The 21225-nt window shown below is 43.4% G+C and carries 20 protein-coding genes; 13 read left to right on the top strand and 7 right to left on the bottom strand.

Annotated features, from left to right (window positions below; translation table 11 throughout):
- Positions 1-26 precede the first annotated feature (26 nt).
- Both glpD and KDJ85_RS13345 read left to right on the top strand, forming a co-directional pair.
- Entirely contained in the window at positions 27-1517 is a 1491-nt protein-coding gene (gene glpD / locus KDJ85_RS13350) for a glycerol-3-phosphate dehydrogenase (RefSeq protein ID WP_225820093.1), read from the top strand.
- Between the two features lie 288 nt (positions 1518-1805).
- The gene (locus tag KDJ85_RS13345) at positions 1806-3377 is read left to right on the top strand and encodes an ATP-binding cassette domain-containing protein (RefSeq protein WP_225820092.1); all 1572 of its coding nucleotides are present in this window, start codon (positions 1806-1808) and stop codon (positions 3375-3377) included.
- 35 nt (positions 3378-3412) lie between these two features.
- On the opposite strand, the gene KDJ85_RS13340 is transcribed toward KDJ85_RS13345, so the two are convergent.
- Genes KDJ85_RS13340 through KDJ85_RS13330 form a run of 3 tightly spaced genes read right to left on the bottom strand, consistent with a single transcriptional unit; the run spans position 3413 to position 4832 of the window.
- A complete protein-coding gene (locus KDJ85_RS13340; protein ID WP_225820091.1) occupies positions 3413-3937 on the bottom strand; it encodes a DUF2569 family protein in 525 nt (174 codons plus the stop codon).
- Positions 3938-4300 (bottom strand): DUF488 domain-containing protein, encoded by a 363-nt coding sequence (locus KDJ85_RS13335; protein WP_225820090.1) that lies wholly within the window; start codon positions 4298-4300, stop codon positions 3938-3940. It abuts the gene before it with no gap.
- Positions 4301-4322: 22 nt separating this feature from the next.
- The gene (locus KDJ85_RS13330; protein ID WP_225820089.1) at positions 4323-4832 is read right to left on the bottom strand and encodes a DUF2569 domain-containing protein; all 510 of its coding nucleotides are present in this window, start codon (positions 4830-4832) and stop codon (positions 4323-4325) included.
- Positions 4833-4981: 149 nt separating this feature from the next.
- Between KDJ85_RS13330 and KDJ85_RS13325 the strand changes: the two genes are divergently transcribed.
- Positions 4982-5881 (top strand): DNA-3-methyladenine glycosylase family protein, encoded by a 900-nt coding sequence (locus KDJ85_RS13325; protein WP_225820088.1) that lies wholly within the window; start codon positions 4982-4984, stop codon positions 5879-5881.
- 65 nt (positions 5882-5946) lie between these two features.
- Here KDJ85_RS13325 and poxB read toward each other — a convergent pair whose 3' ends face one another.
- Both poxB and KDJ85_RS13315 read right to left on the bottom strand, forming a co-directional pair.
- Positions 5947-7671: a ubiquinone-dependent pyruvate dehydrogenase gene (poxB, locus tag KDJ85_RS13320; protein WP_225820087.1), complete on the bottom strand. Its 1725-nt coding sequence runs from the start codon at positions 7669-7671 to the stop codon at positions 5947-5949.
- Between the two features lie 328 nt (positions 7672-7999).
- A complete protein-coding gene (locus KDJ85_RS13315) occupies positions 8000-8959 on the bottom strand; it encodes a 3-oxoacyl-[acyl-carrier-protein] synthase III C-terminal domain-containing protein (RefSeq protein WP_225820086.1) in 960 nt (319 codons plus the stop codon).
- A gap of 494 nt (positions 8960-9453) precedes the next feature.
- Here KDJ85_RS13315 and proP point away from each other — a divergent pair, with 494 nt between their 5' ends.
- From proP to KDJ85_RS13300, 3 genes are read left to right on the top strand one after another with little or no spacing between them, the layout of a single operon-like run.
- The gene (gene proP, locus KDJ85_RS13310) at positions 9454-10956 is read left to right on the top strand and encodes a glycine betaine/L-proline transporter ProP (RefSeq protein ID WP_206085039.1); all 1503 of its coding nucleotides are present in this window, start codon (positions 9454-9456) and stop codon (positions 10954-10956) included.
- Between the two features lie 17 nt (positions 10957-10973).
- Positions 10974-12413 carry a deoxyribodipyrimidine photo-lyase gene (gene phrB, locus KDJ85_RS13305; protein WP_225820085.1) on the top strand — a complete coding sequence of 480 codons (1440 nt, stop codon included), beginning with the start codon at positions 10974-10976 and terminating at the stop codon, positions 12411-12413.
- A 60-nt stretch (positions 12414-12473) separates the two neighbouring features.
- Positions 12474-12785, top strand: coding sequence for a monooxygenase (locus KDJ85_RS13300; RefSeq protein WP_206085043.1), 312 nt, complete (start codon positions 12474-12476; stop codon positions 12783-12785).
- 4 nt (positions 12786-12789) lie between these two features.
- Here KDJ85_RS13300 and KDJ85_RS13295 read toward each other — a convergent pair whose 3' ends face one another.
- Both KDJ85_RS13295 and paaZ read right to left on the bottom strand, forming a co-directional pair.
- Positions 12790-13599, bottom strand: a complete 810-nt coding sequence (locus KDJ85_RS13295; protein WP_225820190.1) for a class I SAM-dependent methyltransferase — start codon at positions 13597-13599, stop codon at positions 12790-12792.
- A gap of 48 nt (positions 13600-13647) precedes the next feature.
- Positions 13648-15711, bottom strand: coding sequence for a phenylacetic acid degradation bifunctional protein PaaZ (paaZ, locus tag KDJ85_RS13290; protein ID WP_225820084.1), 2064 nt, complete (start codon positions 15709-15711; stop codon positions 13648-13650).
- A 321-nt stretch (positions 15712-16032) separates the two neighbouring features.
- Between paaZ and paaA the strand changes: the two genes are divergently transcribed.
- From paaA to paaG, 7 genes are read left to right on the top strand one after another with little or no spacing between them, the layout of a single operon-like run.
- Positions 16033-16971: a 1,2-phenylacetyl-CoA epoxidase subunit PaaA gene (paaA, locus tag KDJ85_RS13285; protein ID WP_225820083.1), complete on the top strand. Its 939-nt coding sequence runs from the start codon at positions 16033-16035 to the stop codon at positions 16969-16971.
- Between the two features lie 33 nt (positions 16972-17004).
- Positions 17005-17292 carry a 1,2-phenylacetyl-CoA epoxidase subunit PaaB gene (gene paaB / locus KDJ85_RS13280; RefSeq protein WP_225820082.1) on the top strand — a complete coding sequence of 96 codons (288 nt, stop codon included), beginning with the start codon at positions 17005-17007 and terminating at the stop codon, positions 17290-17292.
- Between the two features lie 10 nt (positions 17293-17302).
- Positions 17303-18061 carry a 1,2-phenylacetyl-CoA epoxidase subunit PaaC gene (paaC, locus tag KDJ85_RS13275; RefSeq protein ID WP_225820081.1) on the top strand — a complete coding sequence of 253 codons (759 nt, stop codon included), beginning with the start codon at positions 17303-17305 and terminating at the stop codon, positions 18059-18061.
- 4 nt (positions 18062-18065) lie between these two features.
- A complete protein-coding gene (gene paaD, locus KDJ85_RS13270) occupies positions 18066-18575 on the top strand; it encodes a 1,2-phenylacetyl-CoA epoxidase subunit PaaD (RefSeq protein ID WP_225820080.1) in 510 nt (169 codons plus the stop codon).
- 10 nt (positions 18576-18585) lie between these two features.
- Positions 18586-19644: a 1,2-phenylacetyl-CoA epoxidase subunit PaaE gene (gene paaE, locus KDJ85_RS13265; protein WP_225820079.1), complete on the top strand. Its 1059-nt coding sequence runs from the start codon at positions 18586-18588 to the stop codon at positions 19642-19644.
- A gap of 8 nt (positions 19645-19652) precedes the next feature.
- The gene (gene paaF / locus KDJ85_RS13260; RefSeq protein ID WP_225820078.1) at positions 19653-20426 is read left to right on the top strand and encodes a 2,3-dehydroadipyl-CoA hydratase PaaF; all 774 of its coding nucleotides are present in this window, start codon (positions 19653-19655) and stop codon (positions 20424-20426) included.
- Positions 20427-20428: 2 nt separating this feature from the next.
- The gene (gene paaG / locus KDJ85_RS13255) at positions 20429-21223 is read left to right on the top strand and encodes a 2-(1,2-epoxy-1,2-dihydrophenyl)acetyl-CoA isomerase PaaG (RefSeq protein ID WP_225820077.1); all 795 of its coding nucleotides are present in this window, start codon (positions 20429-20431) and stop codon (positions 21221-21223) included.
- Positions 21224-21225 lie beyond the last annotated feature (2 nt).

Here is a 21225-nt window from a genome sequence, read left to right as displayed (position 1 = left end):
GTTTTTCGAACATCTCAGGGGGATGCATGGAAACTAAAGACTTGATTGTCATCGGCGGCGGGATCAACGGCGCTGGTATTGCAGCTGACGCTGCAGGTCGTGGATTATCGGTATTACTGCTCGAAGCTCAAGACTTAGCGAGTGCAACCTCATCAGCGAGTTCAAAGCTGATCCACGGTGGCTTACGCTACCTCGAACATTATGAATTCAGATTAGTCAGTGAAGCACTGGCTGAGCGCGAAGTCTTATTACGACTCGCACCGCACATTGCGTTTCCAATGCGCTTTCGTTTACCACACCAACCACATTTGCGTCCAGCTTGGATGATTCGTATTGGCCTGTTCCTTTATGACCATTTAGGCAAGCGTGTCAGCCTGCCAAGCAGTAAAAGCTTAAAATTCGGCCAAAACTCTGTGCTGAAATCTGAATTAACCAAAGGGTTTGAGTACTCAGATTGTTGGGTTGATGATGCGCGTTTGGTTGTTCTAAACGCTCAAGAAGTGGTACGTAAGCATGGTGAAGTTCGCACTCGCACAAAAGTGACTCGTGCTTACCGCGAAAATGGCTTATGGGTTGTTGAAGCACAAGACTTACGTACGGGTGAAACTCTCACTTGGAAAGCAAAAGGACTGGTTAATGCAACGGGCCCTTGGGTGAAAGAGTTCTTTGATGATGGTTTGAAATTAAAATCGCCATACGGCATTCGCTTAATTAAAGGTAGCCATATCGTTGTTCCACGCGCTCACGATGAACCACAAGCTTACATCCTGCAAAACGAGGATAACCGTATTGTCTTTGTTATTCCGTGGATGGATGAGTTCTCAATCATCGGTACAACAGATGTGGAATACAAGGGCGATCCAAAAGACGTCAAAATTGACGACAAAGAAGTCAGTTATTTGCTTAAAGTGTATAACGACCACTTCAAAAAACAGTTAACGGTTGAAGATGTGGTATGGGATTACTCAGGGGTTCGCCCATTGTGTGATGATGAGTCTGACTCACCGCAAGCAATTACTCGTGATTACACCTTAGATATTCACGATGAGCAAGGCCAAGCGCCATTACTATCCGTATTCGGTGGTAAATTAACCACTTACCGTAAATTAGCCGAAGCCGCTGTAAATAAATTGGCGACTTATTACCCAAATGCAGGTAGTCCGTGGACGAAAAATGGTCAATTGCCGGGTGGTGATATCGAAGGTTGTGATCGTGATGGTTATGCACGCGTATTACGCAAACATTATCCATGGCTTCCTGAAGGGATCGCACTGCGTTATGCAAGAACTTACGGCAGTAACAGCAAGCTGATTTTGGATGGCGCGAGCTCGCTCAGTGATCTCGGTGAAGCATTCGGCGCGAATGTGTATGAAGCCGAACTACGCTACTTAGTGAAAAATGAGTGGGTAACCGAATTAGATGATGCCATCTGGCGTCGTACTAAATTGGGCATGTGGTTGAATGATTCAGAAAAACAGCACATTGCACAATGGTTGTCAGAGCACACCTCTGCATAATCGTCAAAATCTCGTTGTTATTAGTCCAAGGCCAGTCAATTGACTGGTCTTTTTATATTTACAGCCTATATGTTGCTTAAATTGATTTTCTTTGCCTATAATATGCACGTCTTTTATCCTATCTCTTAACTTAGCAGGTACTCCCTACGATGAATTAAGCACTGCCAGAAAATATTTTCCAATACCACCTTGGTATTCATTTTTCTGTTCCTGGCAGGCAACGCTATTCATCGACGCTTCTTGATAAGTCAACGACGTTGTCTGCACTCTTTATTTTTGGAGGTGCCTATGACAATTGCGTGTCACTTTTCACAACTGAATATCGAATTTAACCAAACAGCCCTGTTTCCACCATTAAGTGGGACATTGTCTTGCCAAAAAAATGCCTTAATTGGCCATAATGGGCGGGGTAAATCTGTGCTGATGCAGCTGCTAGCTCAAGTTCTACCACCTACGCAGGGGAATGTGCATTGGAATATGCCCTTTATCCATATTAATCAGCTCACCCGCTTAACAGGCGAAACGCTGATTGATGCTTTAGGTATTACGGAGCTGTATCATGCATTTTCTCGCATTGAAGCAGGTAATGGCTCACAGTGCGATTTTGAGTTAGTCGACGATAAATGGCATTTACCGTCTCAATGGCAAAATTTGTTAGATTCTGCACGATTGCCCGTTTCGATGGAAACCCCTATCGTCCATCTCAGTGGTGGCGAACGAACGCGCCTTGCACTATGTCGTGCCTTTTTACAGCAAGATAGCTTTCTACTGCTTGATGAACCAGATAACCACTTAGACACCAGAAGCCGTCAATGGCTAAGCCAAAAACTGACTGAGCACAGAGCAGGTAGCCTTGTTATCTCTCATAACCGAGCACTGTTAAATGAAATGGACACAATTTTTGAACTCACCGAGAAAAGCTTGCAAGAATACGGAGGGAACTATGGGTTATATGACACGCAGAAGAATTTCGAAATCGCGGCGATTGATGCCCAAGCTGCGCGTTTAGAAAAACGTCTTAACCAAGAGAAAAAGCAACTACAAGCCACATTACAAAAAGCCGCTCAGCGGAAAAAACAAGGAGAAAAAATCCGTTATGGTGGCTCTCAGTCCTTACTGCTACTCGATATGCAGAAAAACCGTGCAGAAAAAAGGCAGTCTAGTGTTGCCGACCGCCATCAGCGGGTGATGGATAATTTACAAGGCCAACGACAAGAAAACCAAGAGAAAATGCACCATATTAAGCAGCAAAAGATGGTCATTGCCTATCAGGGTGAGGGGAAAAAAGTGACGGTTTTCGCTTCCGATCTTTCGTTACCCTATGGCCATTTATCGCCACTATCATTCACCGTATACAGTGGGGAACATTGGCATATTCAAGGTGATAATGGTTGTGGTAAATCCACCTTACTTAAAGTACTTGCAGGGCACCTGAAAGCCCTATCGGGTGAATCCCGCCTAAGTGGACGTTTTTGCTACTTAGACCAGCACCTAAACTTACTGGATAAAACGCTACCCGTTGGCGAGGCACTCCACCAACACCAGCCCATGTTTACGGTTGAACAATGGCGGACACAACTGGGCATGTTACGGATTCGAGGCGATAAATCCTTGCTACCACTACAACAACTGAGTGGGGGCGAACAGCTCAAAGCCACATTATTAGCACTGACCCATAGCCCGAATCCACCTGCGATTTTGTTACTCGACGAGCCAGATAACCATCTGGATTTAGAATCGAAGCAATTACTAGAGGATGTATTAAACAATTACCAAGGTACATTGCTATTGGTTTCCCATGATAACGCCTTTATTGAGCGCTGCAATATTACCCATACATTGAATCTTGCTAACGAATAGAATAATTAACCACCTTCAAAAGAGGTGGTTAATTATTAACGAATAAACGTGTTTTTAACGCGGTTAGAAACTAAAAAATACGGTATCCATAACACACAATAGAAGCTGCCATTAATCGCTGTGATAACGTTTGAGTAATTAATTTCCATACCGAATGTATAAGGGAATACAAAGCGGGCAACAAACACCATCAAGGTATATAGCAACATGGTTATGATAAACAACCACTTCGCACTTTTTTTCCATTTAACTGCCGCAATAAAGGTCCACAATAGTAATGCAATGATAACCCCATAACCCGTTTGCAATAGGTAATAACCCATTGAAAAGCCAGGCACATAAAAATCAGAACCCACTTGTGTAGCAAGTGGCCAAACTGTTTTTACTTGAGAGACTTCTTGCATTAGCATCATGACCATTTTATACAACATATAAAACAGCCCAATAACTGGCCAAATTAACCAACCACCTAGCCCTTCAAGCGACTTTTTCGGGGCAGGTTGTGGAATGACTTGAGCGACAACCTGCTCTAATTGAACCGTGGATTGAGAATTCTCCATTTAACGAACCTTTGTATCCTGTATTTTTTCTTCAATGTATTTTTTGAGTACAATCGCTTGATTATGTTCTGTATTTTTCGCGCTATACAATAGGGTCACATGACCTTGCTCCGCCTGCTCAACTAACTTTTGCCAAGCCTCGGTGCTATTCAATTCTTCGCAATAGCGCTGCACAAATTGCTCGAATTGATCGGTATGTTGATGGAACCATTTTCGTAACTCATTAGAGGGAGCCACCTCTTTATTCCACTCATCACACTGTAAATCGATTTTTTTAATCCCTCGAGGCCATAGCCTATCGACTAAGACACGATAGCCATCATCCTTAGTCACAGGGTCATACACTCTTTTGCAATAAATCATCACTTCACCTCAATGACGGTATTTAATTCACAAAAGTATTTTTTACCCGCTTAGAAACCAAAAAATACGGTATCCAAATTGCGCAGCCAATTAGGGCACGAAAAATGTCGCGAATATCCGATGCTTCAACCTCTAAATCTAACAATGCTCCTGCCAATATAATATCTGAAATAGTCAGCACTAAAGCAAATAGCTGGAAGAAAATATAAATTTTGATTGTGAGCTTTTTCTTCGTAAAAAAGACATAACACAAGAAAAGCAATAAAGTATATAAAATCGCATTTCCTAAAAGCTCAAAATAGATAAGTTCTTTAAATAAGGGTATAAATGTATCGGATTGGGAGTTCGTTAACTCATCCCAATACTCAATAACCTGGATATTTTGCCCGTAAATTGCAAATGGAAGAATAATAACGGATAGCACGATCCCTAACATGGGTAAAATCAGCCAACCACCTATCCCTGTTAGTTCAGGTTTAGGCTTAGGAGAGGCTGGAGGGTTATGAGATGAACTGCGATCTTCAGTTTTCATTTCACTTCCTTATTCGCTGTAAACACCATGTCAGTGACGAAATAATCCATCTTATTAAGATAACATACTTGTTCACTAAAATATGAGTTACCTAATGCACCAATACACAATATATTGGGATTAAAGAAAAATCTTATCAGGTCATCATAATGCAAACATTCACTGTTAATTTACTTCTCCCACAACCTTATCGCTCTGCAGATTTTTTTGCCTTCCATTTAAGAGACCAACAAAATGTGGCAGAGATTGTCGTCGACAATTGTTTGCAAAAAGGCCTAATTTGGCAAAATCATCCCGCCAACATTCGGTTAGCCATTGAAAACCAACATGCAACAATTTCTTTAGATATTGATTCTTCGGATGTTTCCCCAACTGAAACAGAGCTGCGCACCCTTGGGAAACACTTGTTGGGTTTACATCAACCCGTTAATGAATTTGAAATACACTACCTAACAGACCCCGTGCTTGGTCAACTCATTGAAAAACAAAAGGGATTAAGAATTTATCAGTCCTCTAATGCTTTCGAGGCTTTAGTGTGGGCGATTATTGGGCAACAAATTAGTGTCCATGCCGCTATCGCAATCCGTCGGCGCTTTATACAAGCTGTTGGGGTACAGCATTCATCAGGGATTTGGTGTTTTCCTGATATCCAACAAGTGGATTTAGTCAGTGATGATACACTCAGACAAACAGGGTTTTCATTAGGGAAAATTGTTGCTCTTAGGGCGTTATGTGAAGCAATTAAAACCCAACAGATTGATTTATCTGTACAAGTGACTCATGACAATGCCGACGAGGTGACAGAACAACTGCTCAAAATTAAAGGAATTGGCCCTTGGACGGTCAGTTATGCACTCTTGCGGGGCTTTAATTATCTCAATGGCTCTTTGCATGGCGATGTTGCGGTAAGGCGTAATTTACAAACCTTATTAAACAGCCAAGAACAACCGACCGCGAAAGAGACAGAGAAATGGTTAGCGCAATTTTCCCCGTGGCGAGCGCTAGTTGCAGCACATTTATGGCGGAGTCAATCTGCCGCAGGCTATTAATTTATGGCCGATAAAAAGAAAGCCCAATCAATTGATTAGGCTTCTCTATGAACGAACAATAGGTATTAACGTAGCCAGTTAGTTTTCACTAATTGCACCACTTCATCACCGCGCCCGCTCATAATGGCTTTTAACATATATAAGCTAAAACCTTTAGCTTCCTGAGCCGCAATTTCTGGTGGCATTGAAAGCTCTTGTTTTGCAGTTAAGACATCCACCACCACAGGGCCATCGTGGGCAAAAGCCTCTTTAAGTGCGCTGTCGAGATCTTCACTTTTTTCCACACGAATACCTTTGATACCCGCAGCGTTCGCAATTGCAGCAAAATTCGGATTATGCAAATCTGTTCCTGCTGTTAAAAAACCCGCAACTTTCATTTCCATTGCCACAAAGCCCAATACCCCATTATTGTGAATAATGATTTTTACTGGCAATTGCATTTGTGAAAGAGAAATAAAATCCCCCATTAACATGCTAAATCCACCATCACCACACATGGCAACCACTTGGCGTTTTTTATCAACAGCTTGCGCACCAATTGCTTGTGGCATCGCATTCGCCATAGAACCATGATTAAACGAGCCAATTAAGCGGCGCTTACCATTCATTTTCAAATAGCGTGCTGCCCATACCGTTGGCGTCCCCACATCACAGGTGAAGATTGCATCATCATCGGCCAGCTCACTAATTTTAGTTGCCAAGTACTGTGGATGGATGAGCCCTTCATGCCCTGGTTTTGCAAGGTCATCTAACCCTTTACGGGCTTCGTCATAATGCTTTAACGCGCTCTCAAGGTGCTTTTTATCTTGTTTAGCCTGTAAATGTGGCTGTAATGCATCAAGAGTGGCTTTAATATCACCAATCAGCCCCATATCGATATGGCAATGAGAACCTAAGCTCCCTGCATTAATATCAATTTGAATAATTTTTGCATCATTTGGGTAGAAAGGACGATATGGGAATTGCGTTCCGAGCAAAACAACCGTATCCGCGTTCATCATTGCATGGTAACCCGATGAAAAACCGATTAAACCTGTCATTCCCACGCTGTACGGGTTATCCCACTCAATATGCTCTTTACCGCGCAATGCATGAACTACAGGTGCTTTTAGCGTTTCTGCCAGTTTGATCACTTCATCATGTGCCCCTGCGCAGCCATTACCACAAAATAATGTGACATTTTTAGCTTCATTTAAGGCTTGCGCTAATTGTTCGATTTCAGAGCGCTGTGGCATGATCAATGGGGCTTGAGGCTGATACCATGTTTCTTTGGCGGTCTCTGGTGCATCTTTTAATGCAATATCCCCCGGAATGACAACAACGGATACCCCTTTGTTCAGAATTGCTTTACGCATCGCAATGCCAAGCACTTGTGGGATTTGTTCTGGGTTAGAGACCATCTCGCAATAGTGGCTACATTCACGAAATAGTTCTGTTGGGTGGGTTTCTTGGAAATAATTGCTGCCAATTTCACTTGATGGAATATGCGCTGCAATCGCCAATACAGGCACTCTGTTACGATGACAATCATATAATCCATTGATAAGATGCATATTTCCAGGCCCACAAGAGCCTGCACAAACGGCTAGCTGCCCAGTAAGCTGGGCCTCTGAGCCCGCGGCAAATGCAGCTACTTCCTCGTGACGAGTGCCTAACCATTCAATTGCCCCTTGACGGCGCAAACTGTCGGTTAAGCCATTCAATGAATCTCCAGTAACGCCCCAAATACGTTTAACACCTGCATTATCAAGTACTTTTGCAATATAGGATGCAACACTCTGTTTTTTCATAATGGCACTCTTCTCAGTCGGATGTCATACGCGCTTGATAAAATACAACGCGTATTCTTTTAGAGTTTAGCAAAATTCATTTTAAATCTTACTGTACTCTCTGATTATCAAACTTATTTACAATCATTTATTTGATTGTAACCAAGTCAATTATTCATTCCTACTTATCAAATCCATTATAAAACAGAACGACACAATCCTCCGTTATTATCAAAAGAAGATGATAATAACGGAATAAATTAAGAGACTATTGTTAATATTAATCACTGCCATAAGAATATCGTAAAATGATTGGCATAATTACCCAATCAATTTGAGAATGATTAAGTTACACTTTCCACAGTAAAACACCAGTTTGATACCCTGCACCAAATGACCAAAATACAATAATATCACCTTCATGAAGTAGCCCTTTTTTCAAACGATGTGCATAGGCAACTAATGGGCTATTTCCGCCTGTATAACCATACTCATCACCAATATATTCAATCTGCTCCCAGGAAATATTTAATGCATTTTTAATCATTCCAATATAATTCTTTGAAAATTGAGAAAAGAAAAAACAAGAAATATCATTCACTTTTAAATGATGTTTTTCCAACTGAAATTGAATGGCTTCTATCGCAAAGGGTACACAGAGCTCCCCTGTAAAATTATCCCAGTAAAATTTCTCTTCTTGCATATTTTGGCTATGTGATAATCCATAGTGTGGAAATACAATCGTATCGGCATACTGACTATCAGTGTAATATTGACTATCGATGAGCCCAGCGCCTAAGTTGTCCTTTACTTTATCGAGTATCACTGCAACCGCCGCATCCCCAAATAAAGCCTCAGGGAAAAGCTCATCTGGTTTTGCATATCGAGAAATTTGATCTGTAGAGATAACCAATGCTCTACAATAGGACGCTTTTAATTTCAGCATCATAGCTGCTTGTTCAAGAACTGCTAACATACTTAAACAAGTTATATTCATATCGATACAAATACAATTGTGTTTAATATTAAATTTTCGATGAATAAATAATGCATGAGTTGGCGATAAATACTCTAGTGTCGTTGATGCGAAAATAATAATATCAATATTACTATCATCCACTATCGGCTTTGCTGATTTAAATGCCATCGTTAATACATTTTCACTTTCAAGGTCAGAAACATAACGCTGTCGCTTACCTAATGATTCAAATAGATTATTAATATTTCTAATATCGCCATGTTTTTCGATAAAATAATCATTCCCCCTAATTTGGGCTGGATGATAAACATTAATCGCTGATATTTTCACGGAGTTATTCATGTTACCCCCTATATTCATGGAGTATTTAGCATAGTTTAAATCAGCAAAAATGAAATATAACTGATTGATTATTAATGTTTTTATTATTTTAAATCAACATTGTTAGCCTAATGCATTATTGATATAAGTAACATGTTGATATAGACCTAACCAGCTAAAATAAAACGCTAAAAATTCTTTTTTTTCGGCATTAAAAGCCAAGTATTTTACATTCCAGCGATATTAATGTATTATTAGTCACGACTTTGATTATTTTCAGGTGGTTATTTTGCTCTATTTACAAAAAAAGTGCTCTCTATTTCTCTCTCTACCTCTACTGTATTACTCCATTATTTAGCTCAATTTTAAATTTTAAAAACTGATCAAAAATTCATACAGCGACTATTATAAATGATAGGACTTTGCACGTTGTTTAAGTATGAAAACCCACACCTTAAATGTGATTTATCTCGTTGTTGAAATTCAAATAAGAGGATGGTTTCATGAAATTCAAGAAGAAAAAAGAAAAACCATTAAATATTAATGACATTACAATCATTGATGATGGTAAATTAAAGAAAGCAATTACCGCTGCTTCACTGGGTAATGCGATGGAATGGTTTGACTTTGGTGTATATGGCTTCCTAGCTTACGTATTAGGTCAAGTTTTCTTTCCAGACGCATCACCGAGCGTCCAGATGATTGCTGCACTAGCGACATTCTCCGTGCCTTTCTTAGTTAGGCCGTTAGGGGGAGTGGTATTTGGTATCTTAGGTGATAAGTATGGTCGGCAAAAAGTATTGTCGATGACCATTATCATTATGGCGATAAGTACGTTCTGTATTGGTTTGATCCCATCATATGAAAGCATCGGTATTTGGGCACCCATCCTGTTATTAATCGCTAAATTAGCACAGGGCTTCTCTGTCGGTGGGGAATATTCAGGAGCTGCAATTTTTGTTGCCGAATATTCACCTGACCGTAAGCGTGGCTTTATGGGCAGTTGGTTAGACTTTGGTTCTATCGCAGGTTTCGTGCTAGGTGCAGGCGTAGTCGTGCTGATTTCCAGTATTGTTGGAGAGGCAAATTTCCATGATTGGGGCTGGAGAATTCCGTTCTTCTTAGCCTTACCTTTAGGGATTATTGGGTTATATCTGCGCCATTCCCTTGAAGAAACGCCTGCTTTCCAACAGCATGTTGAATCGCTGGAAAAACAAGACAAAGCCAATATTCAAAATCCACCCAAAGTTTCAGTACGCGAAGTGGCATCGAAGCATTGGAAAAGCTTATTAATTTGTGTTGGCTTAGTGATTGCAACTAATGTCACGTATTACATGTTGTTGACTTACATGCCAAGTTATTTATCGCATAACCTGAATTATTCAACTGACCATGGTGTGCTAATAATTATCGCCATTATGATTGGTATGCTATTTGTTCAACCCGTGATTGGCTTAACCAGTGATAAAATTGGCCGTCGCCCATTTGTTATTATCGGTAGCGTAGGTTTAGTGCTATTGGCTTACCCTGCTTTTATGCTAATTAACAGCGGCTCAGTTGGGTTAATTTTTGTCGGATTACTGATCCTTGCGATATTGCTAAACTGTTTTACTGGGGTCATGGCATCAATTTTACCCGCGATTTTCCCAACGCATATTCGTTACAGTGCCTTAGCCATCGCCTTTAATATCTCAGTATTAATTGCAGGTGCGACCCCAACTGTTGCAGCTTGGTTAGTCGAATCAACCACAGATTTATATATGCCAGCCTATTACTTGATGGTGATTGCATTAATTGGCTTATACACAGGTATTCGCATGCCAGAAACAGCCAATAAACCGTTGCGGGGTGCAACACCAGCGGCGTCGGATAAAGCTGAGGCGAAGGAAATCTTGAGTGAACATTTTGACAATATTGAGCAAAAAGTTGAAGATATTGACCAACAAATTGCTGAACTTGAGAAAAAACGCCAGTCGTTAATTAATCAGCATCCTAAATTGGATTAACGCCTAGGAGGAAAGCGGTGGCAGCCAAGCATCTTATCTGGTTTCGTCATGATTTACGCGTCACCGATAATAAAGCCCTTTCCTCGGCCTGCGCTGACCCGCAGGCCAATGTCATCGCCCTCTATACTGCCACACCCGAACAGTGGAAACAGCATGATGTCTCTGCACGACAGATCGCCTTTATTCACCAAAACCTTGTCGAATTACAACATTCCCTTGCTAAGTTAGGTATTCCATTCATTTGCCATACTGTGGGTAATTTTGTAGATGCCGCTAAATGGGTACTGAATTACGCCAAAGAACAGCAAGCGGATGCTTTGTTTTTCAATCGGCAGTATGAATGGAATGAAAAGAAACGTGATGAGTGGTTGATAGAGCAAGCACCACCAATGCATATCCATACTTTTGATGATGCGCTGTTGCTCCCACCTGGCACAGTAATAAATCAAAAAGGTGAAATGTACCAAGTCTATACCCCATTTCGCCGTGCTTTTCTAACCCAACTCACTGTCACAGACTACCGTTCCTTACGTGCCCCTGCTCAGCGTTCAAAGCCGTTAGAGATTGAAACAACCCTGCCGCTATTTCCTCATGAGCCTCAAAACATCGCGCAATCTTTCCCGGCAGGTGAACAAGCTGCCTTAAAGCAGCTCAGGCAGTTTTGCGCTAAAAAAGTGACAGATTACCAACATGATAGAGATTTCCCCGCTATTAATGGCACCAGCCAGCTATCGCCATACCTCGCAATTGGAGTGTTATCCCCTCGCCAATGCATCAATCGTTTACAAGCTGAAAACCCACAGCTTCTTGATTACCCTGATAGCGGCGCATTCACTTGGTTAAATGAATTAATTTGGCGTGAATTTTATACTCACCTTTTAGTGGCATTTCCTCGTTTGTGCCACAACCAGCCCTTTATTCATTGGACACAATATATTCATTGGAATGATTCACCTACCGATTTTGAGGCATGGAAAATCGGACAAACGGGCTACCCAATTGTGGATGCAGCCATGCGGCAGCTGAATACCACAGGCTGGATGCATAATCGGTTACGAATGATTGTGGCGAGTTTCTTAGTCAAAGATTTACTTATTGATTGGCGGGAAGGGGAAAAATACTTTATGACCCAGCTGATTGATGGAAGTTTAGCGGCGAATAACGGCGGCTGGCAGTGGTCAGCCTCTACAGGTGTGGATGCCTCCCCTTGGTTTCGTATTTTCAACCCGACCACACAAGGGAAAAAGTTTGATGCTCAGGGCACGTTTATCCGCTATTGGCTCCCTGAATTAAATGGCGTCCCTGATAAATATATCCATACCCCCCATGAATGGGCAGAAGAAAACAATATAGCCATTGATTACCCGAAACCTATCGTTGATCACAAACAAGCACGTTTAAACACACTGGAAGCGTTTGAAGCAGGTAAGCGCAATAGCCTTAAATACGATAAATAGCAAAGTTATTATTTGTGTTAAGGGTTATTATGCAAGCCTAATGATAAGGAGATGCAATCGATGAGCGTAATTTTACAAGTAGACTTCCCATACCAAGGCCCGTGGGGCGAAGAAATGACAGCGGCAATGAATGATTTAGCTCAGTCAATCAACCAAGAACCTGGCTTTATCTGGAAGATTTGGACTGAAAACCAACAAACTCAAATGGCAGGTGGAGTTTACATGTTTGCTTCTGAGCAAGAGGCAAACGCTTATTTAACCAAACACAGTGCGCGTTTAAAAGCCTTTGGTGTGCCCGATGTCCGAGGTGAAATTTTTGCCGTGAACACCGCGCTCAGCCAACTTAACCAAGCGCAGTTTATCGCAAAATAAGCACTTATTGGCGATGAAATTCGAATAGCATCACATCAGAAGTAAATGAGCCATCGGATTGTAATGCAAAATGGTGTTTCACTTCATCGCTGAGCGTGTTTTGAAATTGACGAATTGCCTCAACTAAAGGTTGTGGCGTTCGCATCCGTTCAACCCAACTGGTAAACTCAAGGGGCAAACGGAAACTTTGAACACCACTAACAAATAGCCCTGCATTGTTGAACATCCCTGACCATTCCCCAGCAGAATAATCGCGAATATGCGATGTATCCCTTAAAACTTCAACGGTTTGCAGATAAATGTCCAACAATGGGTGGCCAGGTGAAACCACATCAATAAAAATGCCTTTTCCACCCACTTTCAATACACGGCGGACTTCACGCAGCGCTTTTTCAACATCATGCCAATGGTGTGCAGAATAGCGGCTAATCACCCGATCAAAATGATTATCTGCAAACGGCAGTTGTTCAGCAGTGCCTTTGCAGGTCGTGATATTAGTTAGTTGGCGCTCTTGCGCGTTCTTCGCCACAACACTCAGCATCGAGTCGGACAGATCATATGCCGTGACAGATTTAACCAGCGGTGCTGTGTAAAAACTCGCATGCCCTGCACCACAGCCAAGGTCAAGGACATCCTCAGCTTGGCAACCCTGTAGCAACCTCTGCAAGGCGAGTAAATCCTCACCTTGTGCATGAACTTGACTGGTTAAATAGGCGTTGGCTTGCTCATCAAATTGCTGATAAACCGCTTGATGGTGCGTTTTCATCTCTGTTTCCTGACATTTTGTTAGCGATTTCCCATCACAACAGAAAATGATTGAAAAAGCACCTATTTGTTTGTAACCGTTTCGTCACAATTATGGTTAATGAAAATCCCCATGACGGCGTTCCACCAGCGTCAAAATGCTATAAAGTGCCACAGCCGTATCGTCTTGGTTAAAGACTTGCACATCCCATTCAACGACCCCATTTGGTTTATCTTCGGCTAATTTTTGTGGTTTTTTTATCTTTTTCTTGCACGTTAGACGAACTTGTATCGTATCGCCAATTTTTACGGGTTCGATAAAACGCAAGTTTTCCATGCCATAATTTGCGATAACTGGCCCAACGCCTGCATCAACAAACAGACCTGCTGCAGCTGAAACCACAAAATACCCATGGGCAATACGTTCACCAAACAGTGATTGTGCCGCCCCGATTTTATCCACGTGCACATAGAAATTATCACCACTGAGGCAAGCAAAATTAGCAATATCGGCCTCGGTCACCGTACGCCTTGCTGTGAGCAACGTATCGCCTATCACTAAGTCTTCAAAATGTTTTCGAAATGGATGAACAACATCAGTCACCGTCTTTGCACCACGGATCCACTGCTGGCTAATCGCGGTTAACATCGATGGGCTGCCCTGAATGGCCGTGCGCTGCATATAATGCTTCACCGCTCTCAATCCACCCAGTTCTTCACCGCCACCTGCACGCCCAGGCCCACCATGCACTAGTAGAGGTAGTGGTGAGCCGTGCCCTGTTGATTCTGTCGACGATGCTTCATTTAATACCAACATGCGGCCATGTGCACGTGCACTTGCTCGGATCACTGACTGAGCGACCTGTGCATCCGCTGTCACTAATGTGCCCGCCAAGCTACCGCCCCCTAGAATGGCAAGTTGCACCGCTTGCTCAAGGCTTTCATAACTCATTAAGGTCGCAACAGGGCCAAATGCTTCGGTTTCATGGACGGCCGAAGATTTAAATGGCTCTGCGCAGTACAATAATGTCAGAGGATAAAAGGCACCGTTTTGGCTATCAGCACCGATGACCGCTAATTGTTCAAACTGCCCACCACAGAGTACTTCACAGCCATTGTTTCGTAGATAATCCACTTTCGTCTGTACATCTTGGCGCTGTTCTAAATTAATCAACGCCCCCATACGAACCCCATCAACTGCAGGGTCGCCAACCGTCGTCGCCGATAACCGTTTAAGCAGTGCTTGTTTAACATTGTCTAATTGATTTTTCGGTACAATAATGCGACGGATGGCCGTACATTTTTGCCCTGCCTTCGCGGTCATTTCACGGGTCACTTCTTTAATAAACAATGCAAATTCAGGCTGTTCTGGCTGCACATCATCCCCTAAGATCGCACAGTTCAGTGAGTCGGCTTCCATGGTGAAAGGCACTGATTTTTCTATGATGCGCGGATGGGATTTAAGTTTTTGCCCTGTGGAGGCAGACCCTGTGAACGTGACGACATCCTCAAAATCAAGGTGATCAAACATATCCCCGACACCACCACAAATCAGCTGAATAGCCCCCTCAGGTATAAGACCGCTGTCAACCATCAGCTTGACCATCGCTTGGGTGACTTGAGCCGATGCTGTCGCAGGCTTGATAATGGCAGGCATACCCGCTAACCACGTAGGTGCCAGTTTCTCTAGCATTCCCCAACAAGGAAAATTAAACGCATTGATATGCAGCGCCACGCCACGGCGAGAGGTCAAAATATGATGACCAATAAATTGCCCCTGCTTAGACAAGGGAACTGTGTCACCTTCAGGCCAAATGGTGTCATCGGGGAGTTCTCTACTTGCCAAACCTGAATAGGCAAATAATGTCCCAATCCCCCCTTCAATATCCACCCAGCTATCTGCTTTTGTTGCCCCGGTTTGCGCTGAAATAGCATAGAGTTCCGCCTTATGCTCCAACAAATACTTGGCTACCGCTTTAAGCATCTGCCCCCGTTGCTGGAATGACATAGCAGATAGCGCCTCCCCTCCAACTTTTCGCCCATAGGCCAGACTCTCAGATAAAGGAAGCCCCTCGGTTGTCACCGCGTATAAAGCCTGATTGGTAAGTGCATGATAAATCGCCCGCTCTTTACCATTACCCTGTACCCACTTCCCCATAATGTAACTTGTCAAATGCTGCATATTTCACCCCAGAAATAAAGTAAATAAACAAAAATGATACTTAGATATGTATCATAAAAATAATCATAGATGCTAATTTAAATTTAACAAATTGAAAACAAATTTGTATAAACCTAAGTTACCATTCAAATCCATACAAAAAACAATGAATATATATAATTGATTTTAATGAATTTAAAATAATACCTTGTGAAGTGCCTCGCAGAATTAAGTTAATGAACATTGATCTTTATGTTAAATATTCCTAGCATCAATGTTAAATAAACATGATTCACTATTTTCATTTAAAAATATTTTTCGAATCACTTAATGGAAAAATCAATGAACGAGAAAAATCAGGCTAACTTCGAGGCCAAAATCGAAGCGGATATTTCCATCGAGCCCAAGGACTGGATGCCCGATGCTTATCGGCAGAACCTTATTCGCCAGATAGGCCAACATGCCCACTCCGAAGTCGTGGGAATGCTCCCTGAAGCCAATTGGCTCACCCGCGCACCGACGCTGCGCCGTAAAGCTATTTTACTTGCCAAAATTCAAGATGAGGCTGGCCATGGCCTTTACCTATACAGCGCTGCAGAAACCCTTGGCTGTTCTCGCCAAGATATCTACCAAAAGCTGCTTGATGAAAAAATGAAGTATTCCTCGATATTTAATTACCCCACGTTGAGTTGGGCTGATATAGGCGTAGTTGGCTGGTTAGTCGATGGAGCCGCAATTGTGAACCAAGTCGCGCTATGCCGTGCATCCTACGGCCCTTATGCACGTGCAATGGTGAAAATTTGTAAAGAAGAAAGTTTCCACCAACGCCAAGGTTACGAAGCCGTGATGGCCCTAGCAGAAGGCACTGAAGCACAAAAGGCGATGTTGCAAGATGCGATCAATCGCTTCTGGTGGCCTGTTCTCACCATGTTTGGCCCGAATGATTCCGATTCTCCGCACAGTGCACAAAGTATGGCGTGGAAAATCAAACGCTTCAGTAATGACGAACTCCGTCAAAAGTTTATCGATAACACTGTGTCACAGGTCGAAGCACTCGGTATGACCATTCCTGATCCTGATCTCATGTGGGATGACGAGCTGGGTCACTACCGCTTTGGGGAAATTGATTGGGCAGAGTTTTACCAAGTGATTAAAGGTAACGGCATTTGTAACCATGAGCGCCTGGGTGCAAAGCGTAAAGGCTGGGAAGACGGAGCATGGGTACGCGAAGGTGCTATGGCACATAGTCGTAAGCAAAAGTCCATAAAATCCGCAGCGTAGTTTACTGACCAACGCTCAAAAAAGGAAAATACCATGAATAACCAAGATTGGCCTTTATATGAAGTTTTTATTCGCAGTAAACAAGGTTTGGCTCACCGCCATGTCGGAAGCTTACATGCCGCAGATGACCAAATGGCGCTAGAAAACGCCCGTGATGCCTACACTAGACGCAGCGAAGGTTGCTCCATTTGGGTCGTCAAAGCAGCCCATTTAATTGCATCACAGCCTGAAGATAAAAGCACATTCTTTGACCCTGCGGACACCAAGGTTTACCGCCATCCAACGTTTTACACCATCCCTGATGGCATTAAAAACATGTAAGGAGCACCTTATGAATCATCAAGAACAGCTCCATCATTACGCACTACGGCTCGGTGACTCGCCATTAATTCTTGCGCAACGTCTGTGTGAGTGGTGCGGGCATGCACCTGAAATCGAAATTGACCTCGCACTCTCTAATATTGGCCTGGATTTACTGGGGCAAGCACGCAATTTTTTAAGCTACGCCGCCCAGCTAAAAGGCACCGATTGTGATGAAGATAAGCTGGCCTTTTTACGTGATGAACGAGAATTCAGCAATCTATTACTCGTTGAACAGCCAAATAACGGCTTTGACGACACATTGGTGCGCCAATTTTTTATGGACGCTTACCATGTTCCACTCTACCAAGCCCTGATCCATAGCCGCGATGAACAACTTTCGGCCATTGCAGAAAAATCCCTTAAAGAGGCGATTTATCACCTGCGTTTTAGCCGTAATTGGATGATCCGTTTAGGGGATGGTACAGAGGAAAGTCATCGACGAATGCAAGATTCTGTTAATGCATTATGGCGCTTTACTGGTGAACTTTTTCACGCAGATAACATTGAAATCGCCCTCAGCGAAGCGGGTTTTGCCGTTGATCCTCGTTCTTTGAAAGACACATGGTTAAACACCATCAATGAAACCTTTGATGAAGCCACGCTTAGCATACCTGAGAAAGATGCTTATCGTTTAGGGGGTAAGCAAGGCAGCCATACTGAACATCTCGGCCTGCTGTTAACGCAATTGCAATTTATGCAACGCGCTTACCCAAATAGCCAGTGGTGATGTGATGGAACAGAGACTGCAATTCAACGAGCTTCAATCACCCCAAGTTCATCAGATCTGGCAACAGCTGCATCTAATTCCCGATCCAGAGCTGCCTGCACTCTCTATTACTGATCTTGGCATGATCCGCAAAGTGCTTCCAGATAATCAGGGTTGGAAAGTAATTTTTACACCAACCTATTCGGGTTGCCCTGCAACCGAATTTTTACTCAATGAAATTAAAACGGTTTTGGGCAATGCGGGTTTTGAACAGGTTGATATTGAAATCATGTTAACTCCTGCTTGGACCACCGATTGGATGAGCCAAGATGCCAAAAGGCGCTTACGTGAATTTGGCATTGCACCGCCACAAGGCACCTCTTGCGAGCACCCCGAGCACAAGGGGGCTATTCGTTGTCCACGCTGTGATAGCGAACAGACTGAAAAAATTAGTGAATTCGGTTCAACCGCATGCAAAGCATTATATAAGTGCGCCGAATGCTTAGAACCATTTGATTACTTTAAATGTATTTAGGGGCACTCATATGACTGTATTCCATCGTTTAAGTATTGCTGCCATTGAGCGCGACACCCCTGACGCCGTTGCGGTGACGTTCAATATTCCTGATGCCTTGCGCGAACAATATCGTTACCGTCCAGGACAGCATCTCACCTTAAAAGCCTTAATTAACGGTGAAAATTTGCGCCGCTGCTACTCCATTTGTAGTTCACCTGATGACGAAACGTTGAAAATAGGTGTGAAGGCCATTTATGAAGGGCGCTTTTCCAATTTTATTAATCAACAGCTCAATGTCGGCGATAGCCTCGATGTCATGATCCCACAGGGGCAGTTTGGCTACCAGCCTGAAACGCATATCCATGCACACTACCTTGCTGTTGCAGCAGGCTCTGGGATCACCCCACTGCTTTCAATCATTAAAGCCACATTGCAAACTGAACTTAAAAGCCATTTTGTGTTGATTTATGGTAACCGTAATAGCCGTTCAGTGATGTTTAAAGAGAGTATTTCAGACTTAAAAAACCGCTTTGCTGAGCGTTTCCAAGTGCTTTATCTATTTAGCCAAGAGCTTCAAGACAGTGAACTCCTTAGCGGGCGTATTAGCCAACAACAGCTTTCTGCATTAGGCAACACATTATTAAATTTCAAACAATTTGACCGCGCATTTATCTGCGGCCCTGAAAGTATGATGGATGAGGTGCATGACACCCTCGTGAATTACGGTATACCAAAAGAATTCGTACACACTGAGCGTTTCAACACATCAGGAGCAAAATTTAAACCCACTGCCGCCAAATCCAATGAAACTCGCCAAGTCAGTATTCACCTTGATGGTCGTACTTTGGATATCAGTATGGACAGTCAAGATGACAGCATTTTGGATGCGGCATTACGCCAAGGCGCTGACCTGCCATACGCCTGTAAAGGGGGCGTGTGCGCAACCTGTAAATGCAAATTGCGTTCAGGAGAAGTGGAAATGGGCGTCAATTACAGTCTTGAACCAGACCAGATTGCCGATGGGTACATCCTGAGTTGCCAAGCTTGGCCAAAGGGTGATGGCGTTGTTTTAGACTTTGACGTATAGGAAACGCAATGAAAAACCCTTGGATTTTATCTCAGCAAAATCAGCGTGTTCTTACTCTAACGTTGAATCGCCCCGAAGTGCGTAACGCGCTTAGCACCGAATGCCTTGAGTTGCTGGTACAACATCTTGAATCCGCTGATAACAATGAGGAAATCGGTGCGATAGTCATCGCTGGCAACCCGCGTTTCTTCGCTGCTGGCGCGGATCTTAAAGAGCTACAACAGCAAACTGTCGCTAACGCGATAACGGATAAACGCCCTCAAGTATGGCGTCGTTTATCCATGATATCAAAGCCAATTATCGCTGCCGCCAATGGATATGCACTCGGGGCAGGTTTCGAGCTACTACTTGCCTGTGACATGGTGATTGCAGGGGAATCTGCCCGTTTTGGGTTACCCGAAATTACCCTCGGTTTAATGCCTGGAGCGGGCGGTACCCAGCGTTTGATTCGTGCAGTAGGTAAGTCTTTAGCAATGCAAATGGTACTGACAGGAGAAACGATCAGTGCCAAACACGCACTCCAAGCGGGCTTAATCAGTGAAATTTGTGTTGACGATTTAGTGGTCGAACGTGCTCAACGACTTGCACAACGTATTACAGAGCATGCGCCTTTAGCCGTGCGTGCAGCAAAGGCAGCCTTAGTCCACTCCCAAGATAACCACCTTACTGAGGGCCTACAGCTGGAGCGCCAATATTTTGTGGCCTTAGCAGGCACGCAAGATCGGCAAGAAGGGATCACGGCCTTCTTTGAAAAACGCCCACCTCAGTTTACAGGACAATAACCATGACAAACGAAGCGATGATCCTTACCGCACTGGAAAATGGGGTTCTCACGATAACCTTAAACCGCCCTGATAGGCTCAATAGTTTCAACGATGAAATGCATCGTCAGTTGAGTGATGCCATCAAAATTGCAGAACGTGACGACACGGTGCGTTGCTTAGTGATCTCAGGGGCAGGCCGTGGTTTTTGTGCAGGACAAGATCTTAACGATCGTAATGTCAGCGTCGGTAGCGAAGCGCCTGATCTTGGTTTTTCTGTAGAAACCTATTATAACCCACTGATCCGCCGTCTTACTGCCTTACCTAAACCCATTATTTGCGCCGTCAATGGTGTCGCGGCAGGCGCTGGTGCAGCTATCGCATTAGCTGGAGATATTGTTATCGCCGCTAAAAGTGCCAGCTTTATTCAGTCATTTTGCCGCCTAGGTTTAGTTCCCGATTCAGGGGGAAGCTGGTTTTTGCCTCAGCTAGCTGGGCACGCCAGAGCGATGGGCATGGCATTATTGGGGGACAAAATCAGCGCAGAGCAAGCATTGCAATGGGGAATGATCTGGCAAGTTACTGAAAATGAAGCACTCACAGACACTGTTCAGCAACTCGCTCAACACCTTGCGACACAACCTACCTACGGCCTCGGTCTAATCAAAAAAGCCATTTACTGCGCAGCAACCAACACCCTAGATGAACAACTAGACCTTGAGCGCGATTTGCAGCGTTTAGGGGGACGTAGCGAAGACTACCGTGAAGGGGTCGATGCCTTTTTAAACAAACGTGAACCCCTGTTCAAAGGAAGATAACC

The sequence above is a fragment of the Providencia vermicola genome (assembly GCF_020381325.1).
In the GTDB taxonomy this organism is placed as follows: Bacteria; Pseudomonadota; Gammaproteobacteria; order Enterobacterales; family Enterobacteriaceae; genus Providencia; species Providencia vermicola.
The sequence above is the reverse complement of the archived record's forward strand: the minus strand, read 5'-3'. Positions and strand labels throughout refer to the sequence as shown.

Excerpts from the sequence above, each read along its gene's own strand:
- paaC (WP_225820081.1), top strand. The coding sequence starts at position 17,303 with ATGAATCATCAAGAACAGCTCCATCATTACGCACTACGGCTCGGTGAC.
- glpD (WP_225820093.1), top strand. The coding sequence starts at position 27 with ATGGAAACTAAAGACTTGATTGTCATCGGCGGCGGGATCAACGGCGCT.
- paaD (WP_225820080.1), top strand. The coding sequence starts at position 18,066 with ATGGAACAGAGACTGCAATTCAACGAGCTTCAATCACCCCAAGTTCAT.
- paaF (WP_225820078.1), top strand. The coding sequence starts at position 19,653 with ATGAAAAACCCTTGGATTTTATCTCAGCAAAATCAGCGTGTTCTTACT.
- KDJ85_RS13325 (WP_225820088.1), top strand. The coding sequence starts at position 4,982 with ATGCAAACATTCACTGTTAATTTACTTCTCCCACAACCTTATCGCTCT.
- KDJ85_RS13300 (WP_206085043.1), top strand. The coding sequence starts at position 12,474 with ATGAGCGTAATTTTACAAGTAGACTTCCCATACCAAGGCCCGTGGGGC.
- KDJ85_RS13345 (WP_225820092.1), top strand. The coding sequence starts at position 1,806 with ATGACAATTGCGTGTCACTTTTCACAACTGAATATCGAATTTAACCAA.
- paaB (WP_225820082.1), top strand. The coding sequence starts at position 17,005 with ATGAATAACCAAGATTGGCCTTTATATGAAGTTTTTATTCGCAGTAAA.
- KDJ85_RS13340 (WP_225820091.1), bottom strand. The coding sequence starts at position 3,937 with ATGGAGAATTCTCAATCCACGGTTCAATTAGAGCAGGTTGTCGCTCAA.
- KDJ85_RS13330 (WP_225820089.1), bottom strand. The coding sequence starts at position 4,832 with ATGAAAACTGAAGATCGCAGTTCATCTCATAACCCTCCAGCCTCTCCT.
- paaA (WP_225820083.1), top strand. The coding sequence starts at position 16,033 with ATGAACGAGAAAAATCAGGCTAACTTCGAGGCCAAAATCGAAGCGGAT.
- paaZ (WP_225820084.1), bottom strand. The coding sequence starts at position 15,711 with ATGCAGCATTTGACAAGTTACATTATGGGGAAGTGGGTACAGGGTAAT.
- paaG (WP_225820077.1), top strand. The coding sequence starts at position 20,429 with ATGACAAACGAAGCGATGATCCTTACCGCACTGGAAAATGGGGTTCTC.
- KDJ85_RS13335 (WP_225820090.1), bottom strand. The coding sequence starts at position 4,300 with ATGATTTATTGCAAAAGAGTGTATGACCCTGTGACTAAGGATGATGGC.
- paaE (WP_225820079.1), top strand. The coding sequence starts at position 18,586 with ATGACTGTATTCCATCGTTTAAGTATTGCTGCCATTGAGCGCGACACC.
- poxB (WP_225820087.1), bottom strand. The coding sequence starts at position 7,671 with ATGAAAAAACAGAGTGTTGCATCCTATATTGCAAAAGTACTTGATAAT.
- proP (WP_206085039.1), top strand. The coding sequence starts at position 9,454 with ATGAAATTCAAGAAGAAAAAAGAAAAACCATTAAATATTAATGACATT.